14 protein-coding genes are annotated in these 14,734 nt (G+C 69.7%); 12 read left to right on the plus strand and 2 right to left on the minus strand.

The window, feature by feature from the left end:
* A partial coding sequence (locus ACFE7U_RS10610) for a Do family serine endopeptidase (RefSeq protein ID WP_375409690.1) occupies window positions 1-1,358 on the plus strand: 1,358 nt, incomplete at its 5' end.
* 4 nt (window positions 1,359-1,362) lie between these two features.
* On the opposite strand, the gene ACFE7U_RS10615 is transcribed toward ACFE7U_RS10610, so the two are convergent.
* Window positions 1,363-2,073, minus strand: coding sequence for an intradiol ring-cleavage dioxygenase (locus ACFE7U_RS10615; RefSeq protein WP_375409691.1), 711 nt, complete (start codon window positions 2,071-2,073; stop codon window positions 1,363-1,365).
* Between the two features lie 136 nt (window positions 2,074-2,209).
* Here ACFE7U_RS10615 and ACFE7U_RS10620 point away from each other — a divergent pair, with 136 nt between their 5' ends.
* The 9 genes from ACFE7U_RS10620 to ACFE7U_RS10660 all read left to right on the plus strand — a co-directional run bounded on the left by ACFE7U_RS10620 (window position 2,210) and on the right by ACFE7U_RS10660 (window position 10,665).
* Window positions 2,210-3,529 (plus strand): replication-associated recombination protein A, encoded by a 1,320-nt coding sequence (locus ACFE7U_RS10620; protein ID WP_375409692.1) that lies wholly within the window; start codon window positions 2,210-2,212, stop codon window positions 3,527-3,529.
* On the plus strand, window positions 3,529-3,858 hold the full coding sequence (locus tag ACFE7U_RS10625) for a GlpM family protein (protein WP_375409693.1): 330 nt from the start codon (window positions 3,529-3,531) through the stop codon (window positions 3,856-3,858). The genes ACFE7U_RS10620 and ACFE7U_RS10625 overlap by 1 nt, the downstream gene beginning before the upstream one ends.
* A gap of 89 nt (window positions 3,859-3,947) precedes the next feature.
* Entirely contained in the window at window positions 3,948-5,195 is a 1,248-nt protein-coding gene (locus ACFE7U_RS10630) for an Hsp70 family protein (protein ID WP_375409694.1), read from the plus strand.
* Between the two features lie 58 nt (window positions 5,196-5,253).
* Window positions 5,254-6,726 carry an RluA family pseudouridine synthase gene (locus ACFE7U_RS10635; RefSeq protein WP_375409695.1) on the plus strand — a complete coding sequence of 491 codons (1,473 nt, stop codon included), beginning with the start codon at window positions 5,254-5,256 and terminating at the stop codon, window positions 6,724-6,726.
* 135 nt (window positions 6,727-6,861) lie between these two features.
* Window positions 6,862-7,236, plus strand: a complete 375-nt coding sequence (locus ACFE7U_RS10640) for a hypothetical protein (protein WP_375409696.1) — start codon at window positions 6,862-6,864, stop codon at window positions 7,234-7,236.
* A 37-nt stretch (window positions 7,237-7,273) separates the two neighbouring features.
* The gene (locus tag ACFE7U_RS10645) at window positions 7,274-7,936 is read left to right on the plus strand and encodes an HAD-IA family hydrolase (protein WP_375409697.1); all 663 of its coding nucleotides are present in this window, start codon (window positions 7,274-7,276) and stop codon (window positions 7,934-7,936) included.
* A 62-nt stretch (window positions 7,937-7,998) separates the two neighbouring features.
* Window positions 7,999-8,799, plus strand: a complete 801-nt coding sequence (locus ACFE7U_RS10650; protein ID WP_375409698.1) for an ATP12 family chaperone protein — start codon at window positions 7,999-8,001, stop codon at window positions 8,797-8,799.
* A 111-nt stretch (window positions 8,800-8,910) separates the two neighbouring features.
* Window positions 8,911-10,443, plus strand: coding sequence for an acyl-CoA carboxylase subunit beta (locus ACFE7U_RS10655; protein WP_375409699.1), 1,533 nt, complete (start codon window positions 8,911-8,913; stop codon window positions 10,441-10,443).
* A 93-nt stretch (window positions 10,444-10,536) separates the two neighbouring features.
* Entirely contained in the window at window positions 10,537-10,665 is a 129-nt protein-coding gene (locus tag ACFE7U_RS10660; RefSeq protein ID WP_375409700.1) for a hypothetical protein, read from the plus strand.
* Window positions 10,666-10,668: 3 nt separating this feature from the next.
* Here the strand turns inward: ACFE7U_RS10660 and ACFE7U_RS10665 are convergent, their stop codons facing one another.
* Complete coding sequence (locus tag ACFE7U_RS10665) at window positions 10,669-11,670, minus strand: right-handed parallel beta-helix repeat-containing protein (protein ID WP_375409701.1); 1,002 nt, start codon at window positions 11,668-11,670, stop codon at window positions 10,669-10,671.
* 184 nt (window positions 11,671-11,854) lie between these two features.
* Here ACFE7U_RS10665 and ACFE7U_RS10670 point away from each other — a divergent pair, with 184 nt between their 5' ends.
* Complete coding sequence (locus ACFE7U_RS10670) at window positions 11,855-12,496, plus strand: GAF domain-containing protein (protein ID WP_375409702.1); 642 nt, start codon at window positions 11,855-11,857, stop codon at window positions 12,494-12,496.
* Window positions 12,497-12,541: 45 nt separating this feature from the next.
* Window positions 12,542-14,734, plus strand: a 2,193-nt coding sequence (locus ACFE7U_RS10675; RefSeq protein WP_375409703.1) for a PAS domain S-box protein, incomplete at its 3' end; no start/stop codon positions are given.

Raw genomic sequence — 14,734 nt, forward strand, 5'->3', positions numbered from 1 at the left:
CGCCCGAGAAGGTCCCGCCGCAGGGCCGGGGGCAGGTCCAGCTCTCCTTCGCCCCCGTCGTGAAGCGGGCGGCTCCGTCGGTGGTCAACGTCTACGGCTCCCATGTCGAGAAGCGCGGCGCGAGCCGCAGCGCCATGGACGAGTTCATGCGCCGCTTCTTCGGCGAGGACGGGTCTGGCCGTGGGCGGGGCGGGGCGCCGGGCGAGCGGGCGCAGCGCTCCCTCGGCTCGGGCGTCATCGTCGACGAGAGCGGCCTCGTCATCACCAACAACCACGTCATCGAGAACATGAACGAGGTCCGGATCGCGCTCGCCGACCGGCGCGAATACGAGGCCACCATCGTGCTGCGCGACCCGCGCACCGATCTGGCCGTGGTCAAGATCAAGACGCCCAACGCCGGCCTGGTGCCGATGCCCTTCGGCGATTCCGAGACCCTCGAGGTCGGCGACTTCGTGATGGCGATCGGCAACCCCTTCGGCGTCGGGCAGACCGTGACGCAGGGCATCGTCTCGGCGCTGGCGCGCACGCAGGTCGGCTCGTCGGACTACCAGTTCTTCATCCAGACCGACGCGGCGATCAATCCGGGCAATTCCGGCGGTGCGCTCGTCGACCTCCAGGGCCGGTTGGTGGGCATCAACACCGCGATCTACTCGCAGTCGGGCGGCAGCCACGGCATCGGCTTCGCCATTCCCGCCAGTATGGTCAACGCGGTGGTAGAGACGGCCAAGGCCGGCGCCTCGACGGTGCGGCGGCCTTGGCTCGGGGCGCGGGTGCAGAGCGTGACCCCCGACATCGCCGAGAGCATGGAACTCGACCATCCGACCGGCGTGCTGGTGGCGAGCCTGCAGGCCAAGAGCCCGGCCGAGGAGGCCGGCCTCAAGCGCGGCGATCTCATCCTCACCGTGGACGGCAAGGTCGTCGACGACCCCGAGGCGTTCGGTTACCGCTTCGCCCTGAAGGGGCTCGCCGGCCAGACCAAGTTCGGCATCCAGCGCGGCACGGCGCGCAGCACGATCTCGGTCAAGCTCGGACCCGCCCCCGAGACGCGGCCGCGCGACCTCGTCAAGGTTCGCACCCGCTCGCCCTTCATGGGCGCGACGCTCGTGAACACCTCGCCCGCGGTCGCCGAGGAGCTGCAGGTGGATTTCCCAAGCGAAGGCGTGGCGGTGTCGAGCGTCGACGACGGCTCCTTCGCCAACCGGGCCGGGCTGCAGAAGGGCGACGTCATCGTCGCCATCAACGGCACCCCGGTCTCGACCACGAAGGACCTCGAGCGCCTGACCAAGACGGCGATCAACGCCTGGGAGGTCTCGATCAACCGCGGCGGCACCGTGCTGACCTCGGTGTTCGGGGGGTGAGAGTTCAGCCGCGGGCTTTGCGTCCCTCGACCGCGATGGTGAGGCTGGCGACGTAGACGCCTCCCTCCCGCCTCATCGTGCAGAACCCGAGGCGCCGCGGATCCTCGGAGCGGGCGAAGACGTCGGTGGCGTTGAGGGTGTCGCGCTTGAACAGCCGGTTCCCGTAGGCAGCCTCGGTCCGGTAGACCGCCTCGTTGGTCTCGTCGGGAAAATACATCTGTCCGGTGACCAGGGTGCGGGAATCGACGAAGACCTTGAAATGGACGTGGGTCGCGCGGCCGGGATACCAGCCCGGATAGAGCGTCTCGAAGGCGACCGCTCCGATCCCGTCGCTGAGCTGCGTGCCGCGCAGGAAGGACTGCCCCACCGTCGAGATCCGACGGCGGTCGCCTTGGGCCTCGTAGCCGAAATAGAGTCCCTGAGCGTCGGCGTGCCAGACGTCGACGCGCGCTCCCCGCAGGGGCGTGCAGGACCCGGCTTCCACGACCCGCAGGTCGAGGCGCAAGGGGACGCCGGGGCGTCCCTCGACGAGGTTGGGGCGCACGAGGCGCGGATCGAGGTAGAACGGCCCCTCGATCGATTGCGGGGTGAGCAGGCAGGCGCCCGGCTGCGGCGATGCTGCGCCGGCATCGCGGCTCGCCGCGAGGACGACCGAGGGGGCCGCCGACAGCCCGAGCAGCGCGGCGCGACGGGAGAGGCCGGGACGGATCGTCATCGAAGGGAAACCTCGCAGCCGACGGTGCCGGCATCCTACAGGGATCTGACCCGGACAGTGCCGCGATATCCCATCGCAAGGGGATGGTCGCGTTTTGCCGGTTGCGGCACGCAGCCGGCCGGGTCTTCATGCGCGGATGTCCGACCTCTTCTCAGCCGCCGGCCTTCAGAACACCGCCCCACGGCCCCTCGCCGACCGCCTGCGCCCACCCACCCTGGCCGAGGTCGTCGGCCAGGAACACCTCACCGGGCCGGACGGGGCGCTGACCAGGCTGCTCGCCGGAAAGGCCTTCGGCTCGCTGATCTTCTGGGGGCCGCCCGGCACCGGCAAGACCACGGTCGCGCGGCTTCTGGCGCACGAGACCGATCTGCATTTCGAGCAGATCTCGGCGATCTTCTCCGGCATCGCCGACCTCAAGAAGGTGTTCGAGGCGGCTCGCGGGCGGCGCTCGGGAGGCCAAGGGACCCTGCTCTTCGTCGACGAGATCCACCGCTTCAACCGGGCGCAGCTCGACGCCTTCCTCCCCGTGATGGAGGACGGCACGGTGACGCTCGTCGGCGCCACCACGGAGAACCCGTCCTTCGAGCTCAACGCGGCCCTGCTCTCGCGTGCCCGCGTCCTTCTGTTCCGGGCGCTGGACGAGGCCGCCATCGCCCGGCTTCTGACGCGGGCCGAGACCCTGGTCGAGCGTCCGCTGCCGCTGGACGAGGAGGGCCGCGGCGTCCTCGTGCGCATGGCCGACGGGGACGGGCGCGCCTCGCTGACGCTCGCCGAGGAGGTGTGGCGCTCGGCCAAACCCGGGGAGGTGTTCGATGCGGCGACGCTGCAGGAGATCATCCAGCGCCGCGCCCCGATCTACGACAAGTCCCAGGAGGGCCACTACAACCTCGTCAGCGCCCTGCATAAGACCGTGCGTGGTTCCGACCCGGACGCCGCGCTCTATTACCTCTGTCGGATGCTCGACGGCGGCGAGGATCGCCTGTTCATCGCCCGGCGCCTCGTGCGCATGGCGGTCGAGGATATCGGGCTCGCCGACCCGCAGGCGCTGGTGGTCGCCACCGCCGCCAAGGACGCGTTCGACTTCCTCGGCTCGCCGGAGGGCGAGCTCGCCCTAGCGCAGGTCACGGTCTACCTCGCCTGCGCGCCGAAATCGAACGCGGTCTACACCGCCTACAAGGCCGCCACGAAGGTCGCCAAGGAGCACGGCTCCCTGCCGCCGCCGCGCACGATCCTCAACGGCTCGACGAAGCTGATGCGCCAGATCGGCTACGGCGACGGCTACCGCTACGACCACGACGAGCCGGACGCCTTCTCGGGGCAGGATTACTGGCCGGACCGGCTCGGGCGCCAGCGTTTCTACGAACCGACCGACCGGGGGATGGAAAGCCGGTACAGTGACCGCCTCGCCCATTGGGAGCGCCTGCGGGCTGAGCGCAAGGACGATTCGGAGCGCTGATGGACGTCCTCTGGAAGGGCCTCGTCGGGGGCCTCGTGACCATGGCGATCGTGCTCGCCTCGAAGCGCGGCAACGTGCTGCCCGGCATCCTGCCCTTGGCGCCGACCTTCGCGATCATCGCCCTGCTGGCGGTGGGCGCGAAGGGTGACGCGGGCGGGTTCCGCGAGGCCTGCCTCGCCGGCGTCAAAACCATCCCGGCCTACCTCGTCTTCCTGGGCGTCGCGTATGCCTTGAGCGGCGGCCTCGATTACCGGCTGGCCATCCTCGGCGGGCTCGCCGCCTGGCTCGCGGCCGCGCTCCTCATCTTCCTCGGGCCGCGTTGGCTGTAGGGCCGGCCTGCGTCTTGCGGGTGGACCGGGGGGAGCCGACCCTGTAGGGGGACCGCCCCGATTCCCGGCATCTCGCGCGAAGAAACCTCATGGCGGCCTGCGGCCTCGATTTCGGCACGTCCAACACCACCCTCGGCCTCGCCGCCGGGCCGCATCCGGCCCTGGTGCCGCTAGAGGGAAGCCACCTCACGATCCCCAGCGCGATCTTCTTCGCGCCGGGGCAGGGAAGCCTCGTCGGCCGGGCCGCGATGGCGGCCTATGTGGAGGGCAATCCCGGCCGGCTGATGCGCAGCCTGAAATCCGTGCTCGGCTCCTCGCTCCTCGAAGAGACGACGCCGGTCGGCCGCGAGCGCATCCGCTTTCGCGACGTCATCGGCCGCTACCTCGCCGTCATCAAGGCACGGGCCGAGGCCGCGACGGGTCGTTCCCTCGACACCGTGGTCCATGGCCGCCCGGTCCATTTCGTCGATGGCGACCCCGAGGGCGATGCCCGCGCGGAGGGCGCCCTGCGCGAGATCGCCAACGGCATCGGCTTCAGGCACGTCTCGTTCCAGTTCGAGCCGATCGCCGCCGCCCTCGACTACGAGCGACAGGTGCGCTCGGAGGAGATCGCGCTGATCGCCGATATCGGCGGTGGAACCTCGGACTTCTCGATCGTGCGCCTCTCGCCCGAGCGCCATGCCAGGGCGGAGCGCGCCGAGGACATCCTCGCCAATGACGGCGTGCGCATCGGCGGCACCGATTTCGACCGCCGCCTCAGCCTGCGCACGGTGATGCCGCTGCTCGGCCTCGGCAGCGCGATGAAGCGCGGCGACCTCGACGTTCCGACCTCGTATTTCCACGACCTCGCCACGTGGTCGAGCATCAACCGGCTCTACAACGCCAAGACCCTACGGGAGATCGAGGAGGTCCGCCGCGACGCGCAGCGGCCTGACCTTGTCGACCGGCTCTACACCGTCGTCGAGGCCGAGCGCGGCCATTCGCTTGCCATGGAAGTGGAAGGCGCCAAGATCGCCGCTTCGGACCGGGGCGAGGGCGGCGTCTCCCTCGACTGGGTCGAGGACGGGCTCGCGGCGGAGATCGACCGGGACGGCCTCGTTACCCATACGGGCGAACTCAGCCGCCGCATCGCCGAGCGGATCGGACGCTGCCTTGCCCAGGCCGGCCTCGACGCCTCCGACATCGACGCGCTGTTCCTGACGGGAGGCTCCACCGGCCTGCCGCATGTGCGCGCAGCTCTGGTCGCCGCCGTCCCGCGGGCAAGGGTGGTCGAGGGCGACACCTTTGGCTCGGTGGGCACCGGGCTCACCATCGAGGCGGCGCGCAGGGCGGCCTGACGCGTTCCGCAAGGCTGGACTGCTTTGCCGAGGCCCGGCGCGGGTGTTACGAGCGGGCATGACTGTCAGACCACCATCACGCGGCGGCTCCGGGCGCAAAGGCCCCGGCGCGGGCAAAGGCGCCGGCCCCAGCCGATCGGGCAAGCCCGGCCGCCCCGAAAAGTTCGGCCGCCCCAGAAAGCCCGGTCGATCGGACGCCTTCCGTCGCCCCGACCGCGAGCGCACCGGCCCGCGCACCAGCGCCCTCGACGCCGCACAGCGCGCGGCGCAGGTCAGGGGCGATGCCGCCGCCAAGCACGCCCCCTGGCGTCCGGGCCAGGAGGCGAGCCAAGGGACGAGCGAAGGGACGAGCCAAGAGCAGACCTTGGAGGCCCGCGGCGAGGCCGTCGAGAAGACGAGAACGCGTGCGCCACGGACGAGGGCAGCGTCGCCGGATCTCGCGCCGCGCCGCCGCGCCGCGCCGCAAGAGCAGCCCCCCGTCGTCGAGGGACCGACCAGGCGCGAGCAGCGTGCCGCCGCCTCCGCGACCCTCGCCTCGGGCGTGCAGACGCTCACCGTCGAGGAGGACGAGGCCGGGATGCGGATCGATCGCTTCCTGACGACGCGGTTTCCGCAGCTGCCCTTCACCCGCGTCCAGAGCATCGTCCGCAAGGGCGAACTGCGCGTCGACGGCAAACGCGCCAAGCCCAACGACCGGCTGGAGCCGGGCATGAGCGTGCGCATCCCGCCGCTCAAGCTCGACCCGGTCGCGGAGCGTCCGCGCAGCCTCGCCCGCGACGCCACCGATGCCGACTTCATTCGCTCGCTGATCCTCTACGAGGATGCGGACATGATGGTGCTCAACAAACCGTTCGGCCTCGCGGTCCAGGGCGGGTCGGGTACCGTGCGCCACGTCGACGGCCTCCTCGACGCGCTGACCGGTCCCGACGGCCAGAAGCCGCGCCTCGTCCATCGCCTCGACAAGGACACCGCCGGCTGCCTCATCGTCGCCAAGACGCGCCTTGCCGCGGCGACTTTGTCCAAGAGCTTCCGCTCGCGCTCGGCCCGCAAGGTCTACTGGGCGCTCACCGCCGGGGTGCCCCGCGTCCACCAGGGCCGGATCTCGACCTACCTCGCAAAGGAGGAGCCCACCGACGCCGACGCGCGCATGCGCGTCGCCCAGCACGGCGACGAGGGTGCGGCCCACGCGCTGACCTACTACGCCATGGTCGACAATGCGGCCCAGAAGCTGTCCTGGCTGTCGCTGAAGCCGGTGACGGGCCGGACCCACCAGTTGCGCGCGCATGCGGCCCATATCGGTCACCCCATCGTCGGGGACCCGAAATATTTCAGTATCGAGAACTGGGAGCTGCCCGGCGGCATCCAGAACCGCCTGCATCTCCTGGCGCGCCGGATCGTCATCCCGCATCCGCGCACGAACAGGCCCATCGACGTGACGGCGCCGCTGCCGCCGCACATGGCCCAGAGCTGGAACCTCCTCGGCTTTGACGCCTCGCGCTACGACCCGATCGTCGAGGCGCCGGAAGCCTGACGCGGGATGCCGCACCGTCGCCTGACGGCGCGCGGCGGGAAGGTGCTTGGAAAACGGCTTGCATGCCTTATCCTCCCGGTGCGGGCGCGACGAAGGCGTGCGAAGCGCCCGCACCGGGCCTCTGGCGGAGCATCGATGCATCGACCGACGACCACGACGCGCGTGACGGCCCTGATCGGCGCGACCCTGACGGGCGGCCTACTGCTGGGGCTGCTGGCGCTCGGCGGCGCCCAGGCCCAGAATGCGGCCCCTCCGGGCCAATCGCCCGGCGTGCAGGCACCGCCTCCCGCGCCGCAGGCCACCCCGGCAACTGCGGCGCAGCGCGGCGCTCCCGCCGCACGGCCCGAGAGGCGGCGGCGGACATCCTACGCCGCCTGCAACCGCCAATCGACCAATCGCGGGCTGCGGGGCGGGGCACGCCGCCGCTTCCTCGTGCGGTGCAAGCTCGGCTACGAACGCCCGAGAGCCGTGCCGGCCCAGCCGCAGACGGCACCGGCCCGACAGCCGTGAGGCCGACGGAGCACGTCCGCGACGGGCACGACCGGCCGTGAGGCTCATCGTCTTCGACGTCGACGGCACCCTCGTCGACAGCCAGCACCTCATCGTGGCCGCGCAGGGCGTCGCCTTCGCCGAGCACGACCTGCCGATGCCGGAGCGGCGCGAGGCGCTCTCCGTCGTCGGGCTGTCGCTGCCGCAGGCGTTCCGCCGCCTCGTGGGCGACGACGGCCCGGTCGCGAGCCTGTCGGAAAGCTACAAGCGGGCCTTCAACGCCCTGCGGCTCGACCCGGCCTACGAGGAGCCGCTGTTTCCCGGCATGGGCGAGCTGCTGGCCCGACTTCATGCCCGCCACGACCTGCAACTCGGCATCGCCACCGGCAAGTCGCGCCGCGGCGTCGAGCACCTCATCGCAGCCAACGGGTGGGAAGGCTGGTTCGCCACGACGCAGACCGCCGACGACGCGCCCTCCAAGCCCGACCCGACCATGCTGGAGCAGGCGATGGCGGAGGCCGGTACCGCGCCCAGCGCCACGATGATGATTGGCGACACCACCTACGACATGGCGATGGCGGTGAGCGCCGGCGTCGCAGCGGTGGGGGTCGGCTGGGGTTATCATCGCCCCGGCGCGCTGTTCGGCGCTGGCGCGGTCACGGTCGTCGACGATTCCGCCGCGCTGGCCGACCTCTTCCGGGATATTCTGCAGCCCACCTGAGAACAGGCTATGTCGCCGACGCCGGCTCGCCGGGCGGGCGGCAAGCGCCTATCTGACCACACATGAGTGACGATCCCCTTCCCGACTGGCTCGGCGAGCCGACCGACTCCTCTCCGCAACCGCCCGACCCGCTGCGGTCGGTGCGTGACGGCGGCCGCCCGGCGCTACCGAAACGGTTCTACGCCGAGGCGGGCTTTGCGGAGGTCGGGGACGGCTTCCGCCTCACCCTCGACGGCCGTCCCGCCAACACCCCCGCCAAGAACCCCCTTTGCCTGCCGACGCGCGAGTTGGCCGAGGCCGTGGCGGCGGAATGGGCCGCGCAGGTCGCCGTCATCGATCCGGCCAGGATGCCGCTGACCCGTCTCGCCAACACCGCCATCGACGGTGTCGCGCCGCGCCGCGAGGCCGTGGTGGAGGACCTCTGCACCTATGCCCGGACCGACCTCGTCGCCTACAGGGCCGGCGACCCCGAGCGCCTCGTGGCGATGCAGGCCGCCGCTTGGGACCCGGTGCTCGACTGGGCGCACGAGACCTTCGGCGCCCGCTTCATGCTCAGTGAGGGCGTGCGGCACGTCGAGCAGCCGGAGGGCTCGGTTCGCGCCTTGGAAGCCGCGGTGGCGGCGATCGAGGGGCCGTTCCGGTTGGCCGCCTTCCACACCCTGACAACTCTGACCGGCTCGCTCCTGATCGCGCTCGCGACGCTGCATGGCCGCCTGAGCCCGGAGGAAGCTTGGGATGCGGCCCATGTCGACGAGACCTATCAGGCGGCGGTCTGGGGCTCCGACGCTGAGGCGGAAGCCCGGACGGCGGCGCGCCGGGCGGAGTTCGAGGCGGCGGCCGTGATGGCGAAACTCGCCGGCTGAACCCGTTTTCGACGCTGACAGCGCGTGCTAGAGCCGAACGGAGACCTTACCGCCAAGCCTGTCGCGGCGCCGTCGGGTCGTGACAGCTCCAGCGCTTAGGGCCAAACCACCATGAAGGACATTCTCGAACGGCTCGAGGAGCGGCGTGCGCAGGCCCGCCTCGGCGGCGGTGAGAACCGCGTCGTCGCCCAGCACAAGCGCGGCAAGCTGACGGCGCGCGAGCGCATCGAACTTCTCCTCGACCACGGGTCGTTCGAGGAATTCGACATGTTCGTGCAGCACCGCTCCTCCGATTTCGGGATGGAGAAGCAGAAGATCCCCGGCGACGGCGTCGTCACCGGCTGGGGCACGATCAACGGCCGCACGGTGTTCCTGTTCTCGAAGGACTTCACCGTCTTCGGCGGCTCGCTGTCCGAGGCGCATGCCCAGAAGATCGTCAAGGTCCAGGACATGGCGCTGAAGATGCGCGCGCCGACCATCGGCATCTTCGATGCCGGCGGCGCCCGCATCCAGGAGGGCGTGGCCGCCCTTGGCGGCTACGGCGAGGTGTTCAAGCGCAACGTCGCGGCCTCCGGCGTGATCCCGCAGATCTCCGTGATCATGGGACCGTGCGCGGGCGGCGACGTCTACTCGCCGGCCATGACCGACTTCATCTTCATGGTCCGCGACACGAGCTACATGTTCGTGACCGGCCCCGACGTGGTCAAGACGGTGACGAACGAGGTCGTCACGGCGGAGGAGCTCGGCGGCGCCAAGGTCCACACCACGAAGTCCTCGATCGCCGACGGCTCCTTCGAGAACGACGTCGAGGCGATCCTGCAGATCCGGCGGCTCCTCGACTTCTTGCCCGCCAACAACATCGACGGCGTGCCCGAGATCGAGAGCTTCGACGATCCGCTTCGCCTCGACATGAGCCTCGACACGCTCATCCCCGACAATCCGAACAAGCCCTACGACATGGGCGAGCTGATCCGGCGTGTGGCCGACGAGGGCGATTTCTTCGAGATCCAGGCGACCTACGCCCGCAACATCATGACCGGCTTCGGCCGCATCGAGGGCCGCACGGTCGGGTTCGTGGCCAACCAGCCGATGGTACTCGCCGGCGTGCTCGATTCCGATGCATCGCGAAAAGCCGCGCGGTTCGTGCGCTTCTGCGACGCTTTCTCGATCCCGATCGTCACCTTCGTGGACGTGCCAGGCTTCCTGCCGGGGACGGCGCAGGAATATGGCGGCCTGATCAAACACGGCGCCAAGCTGCTGTTCGCCTACAGCCAGGCCACGGTGCCGCTGGTCACCATCATCACCCGAAAGGCCTTCGGTGGCGCCTACGACGTGATGGCCTCGAAGCACGTGGGCGCCGACCTGAACTACGCGTGGCCCACCGCGCAGATCGCCGTGATGGGCGCCAAGGGCGCCGTAGAGATCATCTTCCGCAGCGAGATCGGCGATAGCGACAAGATCGCCGCCCGCACGAGCGAATACGAGGACCGCTTCCTGTCGCCCTTCGTGGCGGCGGAGCGCGGCTACATCGACGAGGTCATCATGCCCCATTCCACCCGCAAGCGGATCGCGCGGGCGCTCGGCATGCTGCGCACCAAGGAGATGGAGCAGCCCTGGAAGAAGCACGACAACATCCCGCTGTGAGGGCTGGCGCCGCGGCGACCGGCATATTTTCCATGCCGCGGTTTCTCCGGGGCATGCCATGATCATCCCCCGGAAGAACCCAAGGAGAGCGACATGGCACAGGAAAACAAGCGCGGCAGCCGCGAAGCCAAGAAGCCGAAGAAGGTCGTCGCCAAGACCAATGCCGCCGCCCCCTCGACCAAGGACATGGTCAGTTCGGCCGTGAAGGCCGCCAAGAAGTAGGCCCTACTCGACCCGGTTGCGCTCGACGACGTTGCCCGTGGCACCGTCGTCGTCGTCGAGGCTGCTGCCGAACGGGTAGCCCGCGTCGGCAGTGCAATTCATGGTCCAGCCCCAGCCGCCGCGGGACCCGACCTTGACCGGGTCCGGACGCAGGAGACCGGTCGCGCGGAAGCTGTTGTCCGTGATCACGTTGTCCGACGGTGTCTGGTGGCGGACCGTGCCGCCCTCGCCGCAGTTGCGGTAGAGATGGATGCCGCCGCGATAGCCGAGCGCGAAGCGGTTGTGGCGGATCGTGTTGCGGGCCGATCCGTCCACCGCCACCGCCTCGCGGCCGGTCTCGACGGAAAACACGTTGCCGGTGATGACATTGTCCGCGCTCTCGGCGTCGAGATAGAGCCCGACCGAGCCGGATTTCCCCGACAGCGTCGATCCCGACAGGGTCAGCCTCGTCACGCCGGGGCCGAGATAGAGCGGGATCGATCCCAGCGCCGTCAGGCGGGAGTCGAGGATGCGGACCCCACTGGGTGCCGCCGCCTGCGCCCGCTCGGTATGGCCGGGCCGGTGCGAGGATGCGCGGACCGCCTCGCCCTGACCGTTGAGCCCCATGCCCCAGACCCGGACGTTGCCGAGGATCGTGCAGTCGCGCAGGGTCACCCCGACCGGCCGTTCCCAGCGCTCGGCCGACGGGTCGGGACGGCGCGAGCGGATCTCGACCGCGAACTCGTAGAATTTCGGGGCCGGCAGGGTTCGGCCGATGGTGGCGCCGTTGCAATCGACCTCGACGCCTGAGGCGCCTGCCCCTTCGAGCAGGATGCGGCGCTCGACCCTTTCGCCCGGCCGCAGCCGGACGGAGCAGGTCAGCGACACCGCGTCATCGTTGGGTGTTGGCGGCGCGAGGAGCCTGGCGCGGGCGCCGGCATCGCAGGGTGCGGCGGCGGTCAGGGTCAGAACGGAGGCGGCGAGGAACGGGATAGCGAGCATTTGCGGACTGTAGCCGACGAGCACGGCCGAAATCGTGACGTCGCAGCCGGCGCGACCGCATTTCGCCTGGGAGGAAGCGTGGCCTTAACAGAATTCCGATATCGGCTTCTGCATCATGCGCCCATCGTCCGTGACGATCGTCCATCCAGACAGGCGCGCCCATAGGATCGGCTGCCAGCCGACCGAGTACGGAAAGGACCGAAGCGAAGTGTCCGTTCTGTTTCCCGTCGCCGCCAACGAGCCGCAGCGCCTCGACCTCCCGCGCGCCCTCGAGATCGTCGGAACCGCGCCAGAGGACCATTTCGACGCGGTCTGCCGGACGGCGTCCGCCCTGTTCGGCCTCCCCATCGCCTTCATCTCGATGATCGAGGCGGAGGAGCAATGGTTCAAGGCGAAATGCGGCCTCTCGTTCGACGGGACGAGCCGGGACCTCGCCTTCTGCAATCATACCATCCTGTCGAGCGCCGTTCTGGTGGTCGAGGACGCGAGCCAGGACCCGCGCTTCGCGCAGAATGCTCTGGTCACCGGCAAGCCGGGGATTCGCTTCTATGCCGGTGCGCCGCTCGAGGTCGAGCCCGGCTTGCGTGTCGGCACGCTCTGCGTGATCGACGTGGTGCCGAGAACCCTGTCGCCCGGAGAAAGCCGTCAGCTCCAGGATCTCGCCGCCATCGTCGTCGCCCATCTGCGTCTGACCGCGGCCGATGTCCGCGCCCGCAACGAGACCGCCTCGTGCCAGGCTCACGAAGCGCTGATCGCGGCGCAGGCCGCGACCCTGCGCCAGCGCGAGTTGCGCCTGAGCGAGACCAACCGGCTGCTCGTCATGGCCGAGCAGATGGCGCATGTCGGGTAGTGCCGCCTCCAACTCGGGACCGACCGGCGGATCTGGTCGGCGGAGATGTTCCGGATCTTCGGGATCGACCCGCGTCAAGGCGAACCGAACCTCGAGGGGCTGATCGAACGCTGCCATCCCGACGACCGCTGCCTCGTTCGTACCGCCTGGGACGAAGCGCTCGCGAAGAGGTGTGACTTCAGCTTCGAGACGCGTGTCGTCCGCCCCTCGGGCGACGTGCGGACCGTGGTCGTGCGGGCGGCCTACGAGGCCGACGGGTGCGAGGGCGCCTTCATCATCGTCACCATGGACGTGACCGACCTGCACCGGACGGAGGTGCGGCTCATCGAGAGCGAGGAGCGCGTCAGGCTCCTGGTCGAGGGCATCACGGACTGCGCCATCTGCATGCTCGACCCGCACGGCATCGTCACCGATTGGCACGCCGGCGGCGAGCGGATCTACGGCTACCGCAGCGAGGAGGTCGTCGGCCAGCATGTCTCGCGGCTCTATACCGACGACGATCAGGCTGCGAGCCTGCCGCGGGCGGCCCTCCATGCGGCCGTGGCCGACGGCCGGTCGACGTCCGAGGGCTGGCGCGTGCGCAAGGACGGCGGCCTGTTCTGGGCCTCCGACCTGATCCAGCCGATCCGGGACAATCAGGGCAACCTGATCGGCTTCGCCCAGCTCAGCCGCGACACCACCGAGCAGCGGCAGGCGGCCGAAGCCATGCGCATCAGCGAGGCCCGCTACCGCCTCCTGACCGACAACTCGACCGACATGATCGCGCAGCTCGATCGCGACGGCCGCCGGATCTACATCTCGCCGGCATCGCAGGACCTTCTGGGTTACGCGCCTGCGGAACTGATCGGGACGCGCCCGTTCGACACGATGCATCCCGACGACGTTCCGACCTTCCATGCCATGATCGCGTCCCTTGTCTCCGGGGAGGTGACGCGGGCGGTCAGCATCAACCGCATGCGCCACCGGGACGGCCACTGGATCTGGATCGAGGCCTCGCTGCACATGCTGCGGGACGCCGCGGGCCGGCCCGATGGGTTCCTCGCCTCGGTGCGCGACACCACCGGCCGCCGCCGAGCCGAGGAGGATCTGCGCGAGAGCGAGACCCGCTATCGCATCCTCGCCGATAGCCTGCCGCAGATGGTCTGGATCATGGACAACGAAAACCGTGACACGACCTACGCCAACCGCCAGTTCGTCTCCTACTACGGCGCTATCGGGACGAGCTTTCCCGAAAGGATGGCCAAACACCACCCAGACGACCGCGCGTTCGTCGAGAGGGCCTGGAGTGACCGGTCAGACACCGGTGGCAGCGGGACCGCCAACATCCGCCTGCAGCACCAGGACGGCACGTTCCGCTGGCACCGGGTAATGGTCGTCCCGATCCACCGCGACGAAGCGATCGTCGGCTGGCTTGGAACGGCGCTCGACATCCATGACGCGGTGACGGCGCAAGAGGCTCTGCTGAAATCTACGGACCTTCTGCGCATCGCGCAGACCGCGGCGGGCGCGGGCGCCTGGGACGTGGCTCTCGGCGCCGACGCCATCGTCCTGTCGCCGGAGAGCGCGGCCATGCACGGCCTCGACGGCGCCGGGCCGACGACGCTGACGGCGGCCGAGTGGAACGAGATTGTCCATCCCGACGACTCGGTAAAGGTGTGGGCAACAGTCAAGCAGGCGGTCGAGGCTCAGGAGGTCTATTCGGCCGAGTTCCGGGTACTGCTGCCCGACGGCGGCGTCCGCTGGATCCATGGGATCGGCCGCGCCTATTTCGATGCTCACGGCCATCCGGTCCGGCTGGTCGGCCTGAATTTCGACGTCGATCGGCGCAAGCAGGTCGAGGCGGCACTGATCGAGGCAGGCCAGGCCGCCGAGACGGCGAGGCGGGAGGCCGAGAAGGCGAGTGCGGCGAAGTCCGATTTCCTGGCCGCCATGAGCCATGAGATCCGCACGCCCCTCAACAGCATCCTCGGCTATACCGAGCTGCTGCTCGATGCAGGCCCCGACGAACCTCTGGACCGGAGCAAGCTCAGCCGCATCCTCGGCTCCGGCCGGGCACTCCTCACCATCGTCAACGACGTGCTCGATTTCTCGAAGATCGAGGCCGGCCGCATCGAGCTCGAGCCGGAAACGTTCGCCCTCGCGGGGCTGATCGCCGACACGATGTCGATGATCAGCGGGATCGCCATGGACAAGCCGATGTCCCTGCGCACCGACATCGACCCCAACCTGCCGCCGGTC

The organism is uncultured Methylobacterium sp., assembly GCF_964251405.1.
In the GTDB taxonomy this organism is placed as follows: Bacteria; Pseudomonadota; Alphaproteobacteria; order Rhizobiales; family Beijerinckiaceae; genus Methylobacterium.